Annotated in this window: 13 protein-coding genes; 11 read left to right on the top strand and 2 right to left on the bottom strand. The window is 59.6% G+C overall.

Features of this window, described 5'->3' with window-relative positions:
- The first annotated feature begins 120 nt into the window (after positions 1 to 120).
- Positions 121 to 912: a hypothetical protein gene (locus AB4P91_RS24060; protein ID WP_150595624.1), complete on the top strand. Its 792-nt coding sequence runs from the start codon at positions 121 to 123 to the stop codon at positions 910 to 912.
- A gap of 115 nt (positions 913 to 1,027) precedes the next feature.
- On the opposite strand, the gene prmB is transcribed toward AB4P91_RS24060, so the two are convergent.
- Positions 1,028 to 1,936 (bottom strand): 50S ribosomal protein L3 N(5)-glutamine methyltransferase, encoded by a 909-nt coding sequence (prmB, locus tag AB4P91_RS24065; RefSeq protein ID WP_150595623.1) that lies wholly within the window; start codon positions 1,934 to 1,936, stop codon positions 1,028 to 1,030.
- A gap of 239 nt (positions 1,937 to 2,175) precedes the next feature.
- Between prmB and AB4P91_RS24070 the strand changes: the two genes are divergently transcribed.
- The 5 genes from AB4P91_RS24070 to AB4P91_RS24090 all read left to right on the top strand — a co-directional run bounded on the left by AB4P91_RS24070 (position 2,176) and on the right by AB4P91_RS24090 (position 4,947).
- Positions 2,176 to 2,766: a cysteine hydrolase family protein gene (locus tag AB4P91_RS24070; protein WP_008080919.1), complete on the top strand. Its 591-nt coding sequence runs from the start codon at positions 2,176 to 2,178 to the stop codon at positions 2,764 to 2,766.
- Between the two features lie 131 nt (positions 2,767 to 2,897).
- Positions 2,898 to 3,218 carry a hypothetical protein gene (locus AB4P91_RS24075; protein WP_042558444.1) on the top strand — a complete coding sequence of 107 codons (321 nt, stop codon included), beginning with the start codon at positions 2,898 to 2,900 and terminating at the stop codon, positions 3,216 to 3,218.
- 74 nt (positions 3,219 to 3,292) lie between these two features.
- Positions 3,293 to 3,850 carry a Smr/MutS family protein gene (locus tag AB4P91_RS24080; protein WP_042558443.1) on the top strand — a complete coding sequence of 186 codons (558 nt, stop codon included), beginning with the start codon at positions 3,293 to 3,295 and terminating at the stop codon, positions 3,848 to 3,850.
- 77 nt (positions 3,851 to 3,927) lie between these two features.
- Positions 3,928 to 4,473, top strand: a complete 546-nt coding sequence (gene folE / locus AB4P91_RS24085; RefSeq protein ID WP_003236739.1) for a GTP cyclohydrolase I FolE — start codon at positions 3,928 to 3,930, stop codon at positions 4,471 to 4,473.
- 102 nt (positions 4,474 to 4,575) lie between these two features.
- Positions 4,576 to 4,947 carry a glutathione S-transferase N-terminal domain-containing protein gene (locus AB4P91_RS24090; protein ID WP_395603855.1) on the top strand — a complete coding sequence of 124 codons (372 nt, stop codon included), beginning with the start codon at positions 4,576 to 4,578 and terminating at the stop codon, positions 4,945 to 4,947.
- 166 nt (positions 4,948 to 5,113) lie between these two features.
- Here AB4P91_RS24090 and AB4P91_RS24095 read toward each other — a convergent pair whose 3' ends face one another.
- Entirely contained in the window at positions 5,114 to 6,280 is a 1,167-nt protein-coding gene (locus AB4P91_RS24095) for a PLP-dependent aminotransferase family protein (RefSeq protein ID WP_150595621.1), read from the bottom strand.
- An 82-nt stretch (positions 6,281 to 6,362) separates the two neighbouring features.
- Between AB4P91_RS24095 and AB4P91_RS24100 the strand changes: the two genes are divergently transcribed.
- From AB4P91_RS24100 to AB4P91_RS24120, 5 genes are all read left to right on the top strand, one after another.
- Complete coding sequence (locus tag AB4P91_RS24100; RefSeq protein ID WP_150596962.1) at positions 6,363 to 6,809, top strand: MarR family winged helix-turn-helix transcriptional regulator; 447 nt, start codon at positions 6,363 to 6,365, stop codon at positions 6,807 to 6,809.
- A gap of 314 nt (positions 6,810 to 7,123) precedes the next feature.
- Positions 7,124 to 8,473, top strand: a complete 1,350-nt coding sequence (locus tag AB4P91_RS24105) for an NCS2 family permease (RefSeq protein ID WP_150595619.1) — start codon at positions 7,124 to 7,126, stop codon at positions 8,471 to 8,473.
- A gap of 87 nt (positions 8,474 to 8,560) precedes the next feature.
- Entirely contained in the window at positions 8,561 to 9,193 is a 633-nt protein-coding gene (locus AB4P91_RS24110) for a LysE family translocator (protein WP_042558435.1), read from the top strand.
- Positions 9,194 to 9,690: 497 nt separating this feature from the next.
- Complete coding sequence (locus tag AB4P91_RS24115) at positions 9,691 to 11,604, top strand: hypothetical protein (RefSeq protein WP_395603856.1); 1,914 nt, start codon at positions 9,691 to 9,693, stop codon at positions 11,602 to 11,604.
- A gap of 108 nt (positions 11,605 to 11,712) precedes the next feature.
- Entirely contained in the window at positions 11,713 to 15,330 is a 3,618-nt protein-coding gene (locus AB4P91_RS24120; RefSeq protein ID WP_395603857.1) for a calcium-binding protein, read from the top strand.
- Positions 15,331 to 15,541: the final 211 nt, after the last annotated feature.

Genomic DNA, 15,541 nt, shown 5'->3' on the forward strand with positions numbered 1-15,541 from the left:
GGGGCGTTTCAGGCAGTTTTCCAGCCTGATACCCCTCCAGTCCTGAAGAAAACGGCCGATAAGCCTTTGTCGCCAGCGCAATCGCTGGGGCAAGCAGGGCTTGGACAGGATCTCGCCGTTATGACTGATACGCAGACTTCACCCGACACCACCGCTGAAAAAGACGTACCGCCAGCGGTCGAGCTGCCGTGGGCGGATGTCCACGCCGAGCACCACAAGATGCTCCGCCTGGCCCCGCTACAGACTGATCGCCACACCGGTGGCCGGCCGCTGCGCTTTGTCGAATTCGGTTACGCCGAGCGCCACAGCAAAGAGCAAAGCCTGATGCGCATGGCGATCAAACTGCCTGGCCAGCGCGTGCGCAAAGAACAGAATCACCTCGACGTCTGGGTCAATCACACCACCAAGCGTGTGCATTTTGGCCCGGACAGCGGCTTGCAGATCGAACCGTTGAACCGTGGCATCGGCCGTTTCGTCGCTGCGCAAGGCATCAACTGGGCGAAAAAGCGCTGGCCCACCTACACCGTCGACGGCATGGACTTGAACAACAAGGACGCGTTGAACGAGGACACTCGCCTGCGTCGCGATCATTTCCTGCGCGTGCATGGTTTTGACGTGGCGTACGCCGATGCGCAGCATTTGAAGGGCAGCGTCAAGGAGGTGCAGGTCGCAGACTTGCTCGGTGACTGGAACAGCGAAAAGCTGCAAGTCGTCGAAATTCTTGAAGCGGCGCAGATGCTGCAGCAGGCTGAGCAGAATCTGGCCGAGCAGGAAGTGAAGCTCAAAAAGCAGGAAGACAAGGTCAGCAAGTTCAAGCGCGAAGACGCCGGGCTGCGGTTCACCATTACTTGCCTGGTGGCGTTTGCGGTGTTTCAGGCGGGGTTGTTGATCTGGATTGCAACGCACCGCTGATGGCTTGATACCGCGGTGCAGCCATTCGCGAGCAGGCTCGCTCCCACAGGAAAATGCATTCCAAAGGTGGGAGCGAGCCTGCTCCCGGCGGCGTTCCGACGAAGCTTTTAGCGGGTTAAACGCGGGAAGCGAACAGCGCCTGATGATCGCGGCACTGCTCCGCGGTCAGCATGAACACGCCATGCCCGCCGCGCGCGAATTCCAGCCAGGCAAAGTCGACTTCAGGGTACAGCGCCTCAACGTGCACCTGGCTATTGCCGACTTCAACAATCAGCAAACCCTTCTCGGTCAAATGATCCGCCGCTTCGGCGAGCATCCGTCGTACCAGGTTCAGACCGTCATCACCGCAGGCCAGGCCCAACTCCGGTTCGTGTTGATATTCGTCCGGCATGTCGGCGAAATCTTCGGCATCCACGTAAGGCGGGTTCGACACGATCAGGTCGAAACGCTGACCCGGCAACCCATCAAAGCCATCGCCCTGCACCGTGTACACGCGCTCATCGACGCCGTGACGCTCGATGTTCTGATTGGCCACCTCCAGCGCTTCGAACGACAGGTCTGCCAGCACGACTTCAGCGTTCTGGAACTCGTAAGCGCAGGCGATACCGATGCAACCGGAGCCGGTGCACAGGTCAAGAATTCGCGCCGGCTCATCGCCGATCCACGGCGCAAAACGGTTTTCGATCAGCTCGCCAATCGGCGAACGCGGAATCAACACACGCTCATCGACAATGAAGGACATGCCGCAGAACCACGCTTCACCCAACAGGTATGCGGTTGGAATGCGCTCTTCGATGCGGCGTTTGAGCAGGCGTTGCAGATTAACCAGTTCATCGTCTTCCAGCGCGCAGTCCAGATAGCTGTCGGCGATCTCCCACGGCAGGTGCAGAGCGCCGAGCACCAACTGGCGGGCTTCATCCCACGCGTTGTCGGTGCCATGGCCGAAAAACAGATCCTCCCCATGGAAGCGGCTGACGGCCCAACGGATATGGTCGCGCAGGGTACGAAGTCGGGAAGTGATCACGGGGCAGAACTCCAGAAAAAACGACTGGCGATTCTACCAGCCAAAACGCCCCGCGACGACGCAGGAAAAACACTGGGCCGACCGTAGGACTGTTCTGTTTTTCTTATCAGCTATTGAACAGAACGTGTAACTTGACAAGGCTGCAGGCCAATAACGACGGTGCCTACGATGGTAGCGATTCACAGAACCGCTCAGCCAGAGGACAATGCCGCAAAAGCCCCACCCCAAGGAGCCCCAGAATGTCCGTTCCAAAAACGATGTTTCAACTCAGCGGTCGCGGTTACGCAGCGGCCACACTGAGCCATGCGACCGTGGTCATCATCGATGCCCAGAAAGAATATCTCAGTGGCCCGCTGGCCCTGAGCGGCATGGACGCGGCCGTCGCAAACATCAAACAAGTGGTCGCCGCCGCCCGTGCCGCCGGTCGGCCTATCGTGCACGTGCGTCACCTTGGCACCGTCGGTGGCCTGTTCGACCCGCAAGGCGAACGCGGCGAATTCATCCCCGGCCTCGAGCCGCAGGGTGACGAAACCATCATCGGCAAACTGCTGCCGAGCGCATTTCACGGCACCGAATTGCTCGATCGCCTGCAAAACCTTGGCTCGCTGGACCTGATCGTTTGCGGCTTCATGAGCCATTCCAGCGTCAGTACCACCGTGCGTGCAGCGAAGAACCTGGGTTTCCGCTGCACCCTGGTTGAAGATGCCTGCGCCACCCGTGACTTGCCCTTCAAGGGCCGTGTACTGAGCGCCGAACGCGTGCAGGAGGCGGAAATGGCGATCATGGCCGACAACTTCGCCACCCTCGCCTTGACTCAAGACCTGATCTGATCGCCGCTTGATGAGCGGCTCATGCCGCCGCTCATCTGCAAAAGCCTCTCATTTGCCGCAAATGCCATAGCCTCCGGAACAACCCGGTCAACTCCCGGTCGAAGGGCCGATACCCATTGAGGAAGGTCGGAATGAAGTTATCCGATGGATTTGACGCACGCCGCTTGCGGCCCAAGGGCCAAAGCAACTGGCGTTTTCGTTTTGGTGCAGCGTTCGCCGCCATTCTGGCGACGTTTGGCGTGCTGCTGGCGATGGCCGGTGCTGCCAGCCTGCTGGGACGCCCACCGGCGCTCGGTGACTTGAACGCCACGCCCATGGGCTCGGCGATCATTCTGGCGGTCGGTTTGCTGTTTCTGTATTTCGGTGTCGCCCTGTGGCGTCGCTGCCGCCGTCGCGCACGGCAATCGAGGGAACTGAACATGTCCCCGCACCTGATGAAAAAACACGACTGAATCGACGGCCTGGCTTTTAGCCGGGCCGTTTTGTTTCGACTTGGGTAAACTGGCCGCCCTTCGCGGAGGCTGATATGCAAGACGACGATTTTTCCCTGTTCAAAAACGAGCTGCGCGGCGTCAAGCCGATCAAGCACGATCGCGCCGACACCGGCAAACCCAAGACTGACCGCGCACAGATCGCCAAGCTGCGCCAATCGGCCACCGTGCGCACCGACCAGGCGACCGTTGACGGTCTGTCGGATCAGTTCGTGATCGATGTAGGTCCGGAAGACGAGTTGATGTGGTCCCGGGACGGGGTTCAGGAAAGTCAGATGCGCAAGCTCAAGGTCGGGCAGATCCCGTTCGAAGGCAGCCTCGACCTGCACGGCATGAACGTGGAAAAGGCCCGGGAAACGCTATGGGCGTTTCTCGCCGAAGCGACCAAATTCGAAATTCGCTGCGTGCGCGTCACCCACGGCAAGGCTGTGCGGCTGGACGGCAAGCGGCCGATGATCAAAAGCCACGTCAACACCTGGTTGCGCCAGCACGCGCAAGTGCTGGGTTTCTGCTCGTGCCAGGCCAAACATGGCGGCGCCGGCGCGGTTTACGTGATGCTCAAACGCACGATGATGGAAGGCCGCGACGAATAATCGCGTTACACCGAACTTGCAGGGGCGTGTCCGCCACCGTACCCTTGCTCTTTGCGAAAATCCCCACAGGTAGTTTCATGTCCCTGGAACAGAATTACACCGCGATTCTCGGCCAATTGGGCGAGGACGTCTCCCGCGAGGGCCTGCTCGACACGCCAAAGCGTGCCGCCAAAGCCATGCAGTACCTCTGCCGCGGTTACGAACAGACGCTTGAAGAGGTCACCAACGGTGCCCTGTTCAGCTCCGACAACAGCGAAATGGTGCTGGTCAAGGACATCGAGTTGTACTCGCTGTGCGAACATCACTTGTTGCCGTTTATCGGCAAGGCTCACGTTGCGTATATCCCGAGCGGCAAGGTGCTGGGCCTGTCGAAGGTTGCGCGTATTGTCGACATGTACGCCCGTCGCCTGCAGATTCAGGAAAACCTCAGTCGCCAGATCGCTGACGCGGTGTTGCAGGTCACCGGTGCCCTGGGCGTTGCCGTCGTGATCGAGGCCAAGCACATGTGCATGATGATGCGCGGTGTCGAGAAGCAGAACTCGTCGATGATCACTTCGGTGATGCTCGGTGAGTTCCGTGAAAATGCAGCGACTCGCAGCGAATTCCTCAGCCTGATCAAGTAATTCGTCACACAAAAAAACCGGCGTTGATCGCCGGTTTTTTTTGCCCGCGAAAAATCGGGTAAGCTGCGCGCCTTTCTCAATGTGCACCGTGAGGCTTTCAACGTGTTTGTCAAAGCGCTTCGTGTCGGCCTCGGCCAACTGGTTATTTTCGTCGACTTCATCACCCGTCCCGGCAAAAAACAGCGCCCCGCCGCTGCTCAGGCGCACGTCGATGCGGCTGCCAAAGACCTGACCCTGTACCAATTCCACGCCTGCCCGTTCTGTGTAAAAACCCGTCGCAGCTTGCGTCGTTTGAACGTGCCGGTGGCGTTGAAGGATGCGAAGAACAACGAGCAGGATCGCCAGACGCTGCTGGAACAGGGCGGCCGGATCAAAGTGCCGTGCCTGCGCATTGAAGAGAATGGGCAGACGACCTGGATGTATGAGTCCAAGGTGATTATTGATTATCTGGACAAGCGGTTTGCAGCGGTCTGATGGATTTTGGTGTCGCTGATGGCCTCATCGCTGGCAAGCCAGCTGCCACAGGTTCTGTGAACGCCACGTATCACTGTGGGAGCTGGCTTGCCAGCGATGGGGCAAGTTAAGACACCGCAAACTTCAGACAAAAATAAACCGGCCCTCGCGCCGGTTTATTTGTTTTTCAGGCCGCTTTTTCTATCTGCGCCTGGCGCACCACCGCCGCCAATCGCTTCAGCCCTTCATCCAGTCGCGCCGGATCGATGTGACTGAAATTCAAACGCAAATGGCCATGATGGTTGTCCGGATCAGGAAAGAACGGCTCGCCCGGCATAAACGCCACATCATTGGCCAGCGCTTGGTTGAGTAACGTGCGCGTGTCCAGCGGTTGTTTCAACGTCAGCCAGAAAAACAGCCCACCCTGCGGCACATTCCAGTCGGCCAGATCGGCAAAGTGCATTTGCAGCGCCGCTTGAAAGCCATCGCGACGCTCACGATAGAAGCCGCGCAACTCACTTAAATGTTGCTGATATTTCTCGCTGCCGATCCACTGCAAGGCCTGCCACTGGCCGATGCGATTGGTGTGAAGGTCCGCTGATTGCTTGAGCTTGAGCAGATGCGGGAACAGATCCGGACTGGCGATCAGGTAGCCGACACGCAAACCCGGCAGAAGCGTTTTCGACACGGTGCCGGTGTAGATCCAGCTGGAGGTCTTCAGGCGCGCGGCGATCGGCTTGGCGCTGCCGCCGTCGAACGTCAGTTCGCGGTACGGCTCGTCTTCGATCAGGGTCACGCCGAATTCGTCGAGCAAAGCGGCGACCGCTGCCCGTTTGGCTTCGCTGTAGCGCACGGCAGACGGGTTCTGGAACGTCGGGATCAGGTAGATGAACGCCGGACGATGCTGTTCCAGGCGAGTGCGCAGTTGCGCAAGGTTCGGGCCGTCGGCCTCCTGCTGCACAGTCAGGCAATCAGCGCCGAACAACTGAAAGATCTGCAATGCAGCCAGGTAAGTAGGCGCTTCCAGCAGAATCTCGGTGCCTTTGTCGATGTACAGCTTTGCCGCCAGGTCCAGCGTTTGCTGGGAGCCGCTGACCACCAGCACCTGACTCGCGTCGCACGCCAGCCCCAACGCCCTCGCCTCTGCCGCCAAGGCTTCACGCAATGCTGGCTCGCCCTCGCTCATACCGTACTGACCGAGCGACAGGGGCATGTCGGCCCATTCGACTTTCGGCAACATCGCTTCTGCCGGCAGGCCGCCGGCGAACGACATCACTTCCGGGCGCTGGGCTGCGGCGAGGATTTCACGGATCAGAGAACTTTTAAGGCGCGAGACACGTTCGGAAAAAGCCATGGAGGTCACCGATAGCAAGGCGTGTGGAAAATGAGTCAAACTTGTTGACTGAAACTACGACAGCTTGAGCGAGTACGTCAATATGCTTGACCTTAAAAACCCCAGCAGTCAGCAGCAAGCCATGGAAGCGTTTTTCTTCGGTTATCAGGCGTTCACCGCTAAGGCTGACGAAATGCTCGAGCGCCGAGGTCTGTCGCGGGTGCATCAGCGCATTGTGTTTTTTATCGCCCGCTACCCGAATCTGAGCGTCAAGGAACTGCTGGCCTTGCTGGGCGTGAGCAAGCAGGCGCTGAACATGCCGTTGCGGCAATTGCAGGAAATGCATCTGGTGGACAGCGTCGCGTCAGAGACGGATAAGCGTAAGCGCCTGCTGGCGTTGACCGCGGAAGGCGCGAAGTTTGAACAGACGTTACGGCGTGAGCAGGTGAAGTTGCTGGAGCGGGTGTTTGCCGAGGCTGGGGAGGCTGCGGTGAATGGCTGGTTGGCGGTGAATCTGGCGTTGGGGGACAGTCAGGCGGCTTTTGATTGACTGTCTTGGCCTCAGCGCTGGCAAGCCAGCTCCCACAGGGTTCGAGTCGTTTGCACATCTGTGTAAACCCCGATCATCGCGGGAGCTGGCTTGCCTGCGATGAGGTCGAAAAAGCCGATATATCCCTATCGACGGACTTCTCGTAAACAAAATCAAAAACAATATTTGCTTTATTTGTACACAAAAGCATAATCCACAGCGTGCGAGTTCCTGACCGCATGGTCAACAAATTCGCGTATGCCTCAAAGGGCCGCTGCCACCCCTCATGGGTCCGGCCCTGGAAATAACAATAAAACTCTTGAGGAGTACTCGCTGTGGAAAGCCGCAAATCCGAAGCATCGACGCTGGATCTCACGCCGCCAATACGCACTGGCTTGCTTGAGCGCCTGTTTAAACTCAGCTTGCATGGCACCACGGTGAAGACCGAGCTGATTGCCGGTCTGACAACCTTCATCACCATGGCTTACATCATCTTCGTCAACCCCAACATCATGGCCGATGCCGGGATTGACCACGGTGCCGCCTTCGTCGCCACCTGTATCGCCGCCGCACTGGGCTGCCTGTTGATGGGCCTGTACGCCAACTGGCCGGTGGGTCTGGCACCGGGCATGGGCCTCAACGCGTTTTTCACCTACACCGTGGTCGGCACCATGGGCTACAACTGGGAAACCGCCCTCGGTGCGGTGTTTGTCTCGGGTGTGTTGTTCATGATTCTGACCTTCTCGCGGATTCGCGAATGGCTGCTCAACAGCATTCCGGTCAGCCTGCGCCACGCGATGGGCGCCGGTGTCGGTTTGTTTCTCGGGCTGATCGGTTTGAAAACCGCTGGCATCGTTGTCGATAGCCCGGCGACTCTGCTCAAACTGGGTTCCCTGCATGAAGCTGGCCCACTGCTCGCCGCGGTCTGTTTCCTGATGATCGCAATTCTCAGCTATCACCGCGTATTTGGCGCGATCCTCATCAGCATCATCACCGTCACCCTGGCCGGTTGGGGCCTGGGCCTCGTGCACTATCAGGGCATCATGTCCGCCCCGCCAAGCCTGGCACCGACCTGGATGGCGATGAATGTGGCCGGTGTATTCAACGTCAGCATGATCAGCGTGGTCCTCGCTTTCCTCTTCGTGCACATGTTCGACACCGCCGGCACCCTGATGGGCGTTGCCCAGCGTGCCAATCTGGTGAACGCTGACGGTCGCATCGAAAACCTCTCCCGTGCCATGAAAGCCGACAGTGCTTCCAGTGTATTCGGCGCCGTCGTCGGTGTTCCGCCCGTCACCAGTTATGTGGAAAGTGCCGCTGGCGTGGCCGCTGGTGGTCGGACTGGTCTTACCGCCGTCACCGTAGGTGTGCTATTTATAGCGGCGATGTTTTTCGCACCGCTGGCCGGCATGATTCCCGCCTACGCCACCGCCGGTGCACTGATCTACGTTGCAATGCTGATGATGGGCAGCATGGCCCACATCGAGTGGGACGAAGCCACCGATGCCATTCCGGCCATCGTCACCGCGATCATGATGCCGCTGACGTTTTCGGTCGCCGACGGTATCGCGCTGGGCTTCATCACCTATGTGGCGCTGAAGGCCGGCACCGGCAAGTTCAAGGAAATCTCCGTCAGCCTGTGGGTGCTCTGCGCGATCTTCTTCGCCAAGTTCATCTTCCTGTAAGCGGCACGCGGTTCAAGCTTCACAACGGCCTCACCCTCGCGGGTGGGGCTTTTGCACATTCGTGAGTACAACAAAAAGGAGCAAATAATGAGTCTGGAAACCTGGCTGCTGTTCAGCGGCGCTGCGCTGGTGGTGATCCTCATACCGGGGCCACTGTCGTTGCTGATGATCAGCAACAGCCTGAATTACGGTTTGCGCCGTTCCTACCCGGCGTTTCTCGGCGGCGTGTTTGCCTCGATCTGTTTGCTCAGTGCTTCCGCGCTGGGTCTGGGTGCCCTGCTGCTGGCATCGGAAAAACTTTTCAGCGCGCTGAAAATCGTCGGCGCAATCTATCTGTTCTACCTCGCCTGGCAGAGCTGGCAGCAATCGCGTCAGCCATCAGTGGCCACCGAAGTGCCGCAAGCCGCGCCGGTTCCCAGATTCCGCGCATTGTTCGGTCGCGCCTTCGTGCTGGGCGCCAGCAACCCGAAAGACATTCTGTTCTTTGCCGCCTTCCTCCCGCAGTTTCTCAGCGCCGAGCAAGCGTTTCTCCCACAACTGCTGGTCATGATCGCGACCTGGACAGTGTTGGACCTGCTGTGCAAATTGGCCTACGGATTGAGTGCCCACGGTGCGGCTCGGTACCTGCGCAGCGGCAAGGGACAGAGCTGGTTCAACCGGATCAGCGCAGGATTGTTCGGCGGAGCGGGCGCGGCTTCCCTGCTTGGCAGCCATTCCTGAGAACAATAATCAGGTGATGGGTTTGGCACTGCTGTTGATCCGTGTGCACGGATTGCAGCAGTGACAACCGTGAATGAATCGAACTAAATCAGTTTTAAAAATTACATCATTTCATCCCGCGCAATTCGCAACACCAGGCAACAACACTTCGATATACACCCATCAAACTCCCTCTCTAATATAGCCGCGCAACTGACCATCAACGCCAGAACAAGGAAGTTCTATATGGCCCAGCGTCTACACATCCGCACGATTAAAACCGCCTCCGAAATCCCGGCAACCAGCGCTTGTTTGGCCACCGACATTTGCTCGCCCCTATTCCCCTGTCCCTAGCGCTTTCGGCCCGCCTGTATTCCTGCGCAGCCCGACCGTTCGCCGCCGCCCAACCGCATAAAACTCGACGCACGCCCGTTGCGATGTGTCGTGGTCGCCCTGCGCGCTAAACATTACAAACCTGTTTATCAACCAATCTTAATCATTCAACCCGAAGTGTATAAATGTTAAAGCCGACGAAAAAAACCAACACCTCAAACATCGACAATACTTCCAGCGCGAGCAAAGCGACGAACAGTTCAAGCGCCGCTACCCGCGCCCACAATCAGGTGGCGGACTTATCTACCCATACCCCCGACGCTGATGCTGCCCGACGCGCCGGAACCGACACCTCGATTGAAACACCACACTCGTCAGCGGTCATCATCACGGACATTCCGGGATCGCCTGCGCGAGCTGCGCCCCTCACCGTCGAATCGGCGATCAACATGATCACGTGGCCGAAAGAGCGCCTCGACGAACTGGTTCCATTCAGAGGCAATTCAGGGTTGTTCACCAGCAACGACGGCACCCTGTTTGCCGATTTGAAAGGCCTGGGCAAGACAATGGTCGAGCGCAACAGCCAAGGTGAATATCAGGTGCCCTTCCCCTTCGTGCCCGGCGTGCCAGGGCCGATTCTGGCCAGGATCGACGGTGAACCGCATTGGCGCATCGAGCGTCCTGGCTGGGTAAGAAAAACCGCGCAGACTCCGCCTCGCGAAATAGCGCCAGCCTTCGAATTTCTATCCCCCGAACTGGCGAAACTGCTGGAACCCGCACGGCCGCAGGATGGCCTTCGTTACGACAAAACCGGCAGGACCTACGCTGATATTGCGGACGAAGGTACGGTGCTGATCCGCAAGAACAGCGACGGTGAATACCAGGCCAGCGACTTCAACGAGCGGTATGCCTCGGGCCCGTCGGTGGAGCGCATCCCCGGCACGGGTCTTTGGCAGCGAATCCCCGAACGGCAATCGTCCCCGCAAAGTCCGCGCCTGTACATCCACGAGTCGTCCGACACCGATTCAGACACCGGCCCCCGCCCGGCCAAACGCCCCCGTCTAGAGGAGAGTGCCGAGCCATCCGGACCGCTTGAAGACTTGGACACCGCCCCCCGAGTGCCCCGAGAGACCGTTGAAAGTCCTTATTACTGGATGCAGTGGGGACATTACGACGGCCCGCCTCCGGGCCCGTCTACCAGACTCGGTGGATTTGACTACGCGATCGTGCCGCCAGGTTCGGCTGCCGATCGCTTGCCCCGAATGTTTTTTTTGCAAAATCCCGAATCTCCAATCAGCCGCTTCGACGAATTCGAACGGGTGATGCGAGAGACGCCGACCCTCCAGCCTGTGGCCATCTATCGCTATAGCAACGATCCACTGGAAGTGCGACCGGCGCAGAAGCTCTTCCACAAACCCTTGTCGCAATCGGTCGCCGAGCGCTTCACCGATTTCTCCGAGGGGACGGCACAGACAGTCGCCAGGACCCTGTTCGAGCGCGCTGACAATTCCGCGCAAATCACTGCCACCGGCCTGCACCATCTCTATCAGGTACTGACGCAGTGGAACTGGCGAGCCACCTCCGGCGTGCCGCCACTTGGCGATCCCATGCTCATGTTGCGGGAGGCCCCGCGTGTCGAACAGCACGGACGAACCTTGCTACCGCTGACCGCCGCTCCGGAGGCGCCACTGCATAACCTGACCTTTGATCCGCAACGTTTCCCCGAAGACTGGAGTTACTACCTCAGGACCCTTTCCAACCAGGCCTTGAAGCAGTTGACCGGTGGCCTGCTGGTGCGTGCCGGTTATGACGTCTTCCCGCTGACGCCTCATCATCAACGGCCCACGCTGGTGTTCCGCGGTCCAGCCACCGATGACGTGTTCATTCTGAAACTGGGGGTGGTCGAGGGTAATGCCATCGCCCTTCATACCCAGGCCGGCACCGAACTGCTGGACCCGATCCTGCCCGCCAGCATTGGCCAGCCCGCGTATGCCGCAGTACAGGCGGCCCATGCGAAGAATCAGTTGGTCTGGCTGCTGGGCGGCGTGCTCAACGTCAGGTCGAAGCCTGACTCCGTGTTCATTATCCGAGAGCGCTGAAACCCGTGGACGGCGCCAGCCTGGCAGTGTGCCCCTGCGCTGCAAGCGCTGCGCGCCCGTTCTGCCTTTTTTCACTGACCGATCAACAGCCAGCAAAAATGAACAAGGATGCTCAAATTGCCCAGCACTCAGTCTTCCACGAATATCCATCTGGATGATGCCGTCGTCATCACCGACATTGGCCTGCGCGCCAATCAGAAAACGCCGTCGACACTCGACATCAGCGCCGCCGAGGGCATGCCTGCACACGCCAGACGCAACAGCAAAGCCTCGCAGCTGCGCATTGTCGACGAGCTCTTCGGCCCGCTGCACATCGGCCCTTATTCCGTCACCCGGACATCCCTCGACGCTCTGGGCGCCACCCTGCTTGGAGAACAGCTGAACGGAAAAAACACTTTTTTCCGAGAGCCGAAACAATCCTTCTTGAACCAGCTGCAGTTAGACCCGATAGCCATCGAAGCGCAGATGAAATTGACCACAGGCGCAGACGATTATTTGCTGCCTTCGCTGCTGTTCGAACTGGCGAGCATGCGCCCCCTGACGGCCCCGGCGATGCTCAGGGAAACCGATCCGTCGCTCGCCGATCCGGGCAAATACCGCCATGCGCTGGGCAAACTGTTGAACGCTGCGCAACGACTCGATATCGGCGACACGCAACTGCCCGGACAAGCGTCCGGACGCCTGCCCGGTTGGGTCAATCGCGCGAAGAGTGCGGGCATGGCCAGCATGGGCATGGGGCTGCAGTCATTTGGCGTCTACAGCGGCCTGCGCGGCCTGCATGACGCCATCCGCAACAAGAATGAATACGAGGCGATATTCAACGGTGCCAGCGTCGCCGGTGAGCTGGCTTCAATGGCGGTTGAAGTGTCCGTGGCCAAAAAAGCAACGCTGATGATTCAGGCCAGTCGTAGCGCCTGCAAAGGCTTCGCCCACACGCGAATCGGCGTACGGCTCGGACGCTCGGCCGGATTGCTCGCCAGCGTCCTGACCCTGCCCTTCGACATCATCGCCGCCGTCGACGCTTTTGATGCAGCGTCCAAGGCCACCGGCAAGCAAGCGGTTGACCACTATGTCGAGGCCGGCCTGAGCGTCACCAGCGCCGCCATGACCGTGCTGCTGGGCAGCGCGGCGTTGGCAGGTTTTTCCGCAGCAGGCCCGGTGGGGCTTCTGGCCGGACTGTTTCTGGTGGCCGGTGCCCGCGTGTGGGCCGGAGTGCGCGTCGTGGACGACATTGACGATTACATCGAACTGACCACCCATGAGCGACTGCGCACCGGCTGGTTTGCCTTCTGGGGCGTCGACCCCGACACCGCGGTGCAGAATCGTTACGACCTGGCCAAGGCAACGGCTGAGCACGCGAGGTTGCTGCAAACCACCGCGCGACGGCTGCTCGACGGAACGCTCAAAGAGCAGATTGAAGCCGTGGTCGATGGCGCCTTTGTCGCTGAAGCGAACCCGGTGCAAATCCGCTTCTACAACTGGTCGCGGGAAACCATGGAAGACGCCACGGTCAGCCGTGTGCAAATTCAGGACACCGATGACACGCTGGACGCCCGTGGCGGGGTGAATGAGCAAACCCCGGGGGCGTCACTCGGCACTGCCGGCGAGCACAAGGGCGTGTTGTGGTTTATCGGCGGCGGTGACGACGACATTCGCGGCGTCGAACACAAACCCAACGTGTTTCATTACAGGAACGGCACCAAGAAGCTGACGGGGGGCAACAGCGGCGATCAGTTCGTGTTCAAAGACGCGGCCAATCAACTCACGAACGCCTCGGCGCAGGGACGGCTATCGGCACTCGACGGTGGTGAGGGCAACGACACATTGTCATTGGCCGATGCCATTGCCGAACCAGGCGCAGGCAGACTGGGCTACCACGTAGACCTCAAGGCAGGGTTGATGTCGGTGATCAGCCTGGACGATTCCACCCATCAGCGAAAACTCGAGCCGCACACGTCCCTGACCAGCATCGAGAATGTGACAACCCTTGCCGGCGCCAGCAATGAAGTCATCGCCACGCAAGCAGCCAACATTATCCAGGCGTGGGGAGAGGACGATATCCACGCCGCCGAGGGCGATGACCGCATCGATGTGTTCGGCGCTCATGCCACCGTGCACGGAGGAGCAGGCAGCGATACCTACAGCATTGCTCACGTGGCCGGTCATGTGTCGATCATCGAGGATGGCGCGCAAGACAGCATCATCGGTCTGGACTGGCGCAAGGAACTGATTGTCAGCTGGACGCTGGAAGGCGCGCACCTGGTCATCACCTCGCGGTTTGATCTGGATGACGACCTGAGTCGAATCGTCAGGATCAAGGATGTCTACCAACAGCGCGGCGCGCAACGCGTGCTGCAAAATGCGAAATTGCTGTTCATCACCCGGGATGGTTTCCACCTGGTACCGGAGCTGCCCGCCACGCTCGACACCCCAGGGCCGATCACGCTGCAGGTGACGATCATCCGACCGGGCAGCACTGCCGGCCCGGTGATTGTCTATGAAGATGAACAGACGGATCCGCAGAAAAAACTCGAGCGTTACTACATTCCTCGGGGTGAACGCCTCACCACGCTGCGCATTACCGAGCACTCACCGAAAGCCCTGAGCATGGTCTACCTCGATTACGCCAGCCAGGACATCTCCAGCATCGAGGCGTACTACAACGCCACGATCAAACGCGAGCTGGCGTTCGACCGCATCATGTATACCGAGTGCGGCCTGTCCCTGCGCTTCGGCCAACATGAACTGCTCATCAAAAACCTCGCCAGTTCTCACAGTGTCGGCACTATCGCCATCCGTGAGCGCTTGACTCGACCGGCCTTGGCGGTGAATCAGCCGATCATTCTGGTCATGAACGACGGCGTGTCGTGGCGGCTTGAACAACCGCCTGTGGCCGACGATTTTTTCACCAACGAAACGTTTCGCAACAGCACCTCCAGCGCCTGGAAAACCAGCGTCGCGCTCCCCCTCAAGCCATGCGCCGGCCCCTACCCTTTTTATCGGCCTGCAGACAATCCCGGGCATCAGCTGCGCGCCAGCAACGTCTGCATCGGGTTGAAAAGCCTGCAAAGGCAACGCGCGATCGAGCACCTCGTCGGCGAGGGATCCACCTACCTCGTGCACCTGACGCGCAATATAACGTTGCGTATCTCGACCCCCGGCGCACTGGCCGACGCCCCGGCGCAGTTGCCTTATTCCTCGGTATGGGAGCTCGACGCGACGCAACTGGGCGCAGTCGAGATCAGCCTCGCCGACCATCTGCTGCGCATCGGCGAGGTCGTTGTTCATCTGCCGCAATACAGCCAGCCAGACGATCTGATTGACCAGGTGCACGTCATCACCCGCGGGGGGATCGTGCACAGCGTCTACATCGAGTTCGAAACGATCTCCGTCAAGCACATTGATGCGCGCTACTTCGATCCGGAATTCGATTACGCCAACGCGTTAGCGGCGACCCCTGCGCGAGCGCGACACCTGACGGTACAAAATGCCGTGGTCCGGGAAGACGCCTTGGCCCAGCCGATTTTTGATCCGCGCGACCGCACTTGGGCAACGTCAGACGAGCCGCTGCACAAGCTCGCGTTCACCCAGCTGCAGGTCTTGAACCGTTGCGACCACCAGCTTGAGGTTTGCCAGGATTTACTGCAGTTCGCCCTTCAGGCCAACCCGCCGGTGACCGCCGAGCAACTGACGGCGCTGAAGCAACATTGCCTGGCGCTGCTCTGACCCTCAGGCAGTGCGTTGAAAACCGGTGCCCGGCGCGCGGTTTGTCCAGCGGCGCGGCGCACTGCGTCGCGCAGGACACCGTAAAACCGATCGCCTCGCCATTTGATGGCTCCCCCCTTTTATTCAGGAAGATACCTATGGCCAAGCCGCCCAGGAAAACCAGCGTAACCACGACGCCGCCCGCCTCTCCATCCCCTAGGCCGGTTGCGGG

The sequence above is a fragment of the Pseudomonas sp. B21128 genome (assembly GCF_044218865.1).
Classification (GTDB): Bacteria; Pseudomonadota; Gammaproteobacteria; order Pseudomonadales; family Pseudomonadaceae; genus Aquipseudomonas; species Aquipseudomonas iridis.

Bases quoted from the DNA above. Each gene is read 5' to 3' on its own strand.
- AB4P91_RS24060 (WP_150595624.1), top strand. From the start codon at position 121: ATGACTGATACGCAGACTTCACCCGACACCACCGCTGAAAAAGACGTA.
- AB4P91_RS24070 (WP_008080919.1), top strand. From the start codon at position 2,176: ATGTCCGTTCCAAAAACGATGTTTCAACTCAGCGGTCGCGGTTACGCA.
- AB4P91_RS24075 (WP_042558444.1), top strand. From the start codon at position 2,898: ATGAAGTTATCCGATGGATTTGACGCACGCCGCTTGCGGCCCAAGGGC.
- AB4P91_RS24080 (WP_042558443.1), top strand. From the start codon at position 3,293: ATGCAAGACGACGATTTTTCCCTGTTCAAAAACGAGCTGCGCGGCGTC.
- folE (WP_003236739.1), top strand. From the start codon at position 3,928: ATGTCCCTGGAACAGAATTACACCGCGATTCTCGGCCAATTGGGCGAG.
- AB4P91_RS24095 (WP_150595621.1), bottom strand. From the start codon at position 6,280: ATGGCTTTTTCCGAACGTGTCTCGCGCCTTAAAAGTTCTCTGATCCGT.
- AB4P91_RS24100 (WP_150596962.1), top strand. From the start codon at position 6,363: ATGCTTGACCTTAAAAACCCCAGCAGTCAGCAGCAAGCCATGGAAGCG.
- AB4P91_RS24110 (WP_042558435.1), top strand. From the start codon at position 8,561: ATGAGTCTGGAAACCTGGCTGCTGTTCAGCGGCGCTGCGCTGGTGGTG.
- AB4P91_RS24115 (WP_395603856.1), top strand. From the start codon at position 9,691: ATGTTAAAGCCGACGAAAAAAACCAACACCTCAAACATCGACAATACT.
- AB4P91_RS24120 (WP_395603857.1), top strand. From the start codon at position 11,713: ATGCTCAAATTGCCCAGCACTCAGTCTTCCACGAATATCCATCTGGAT.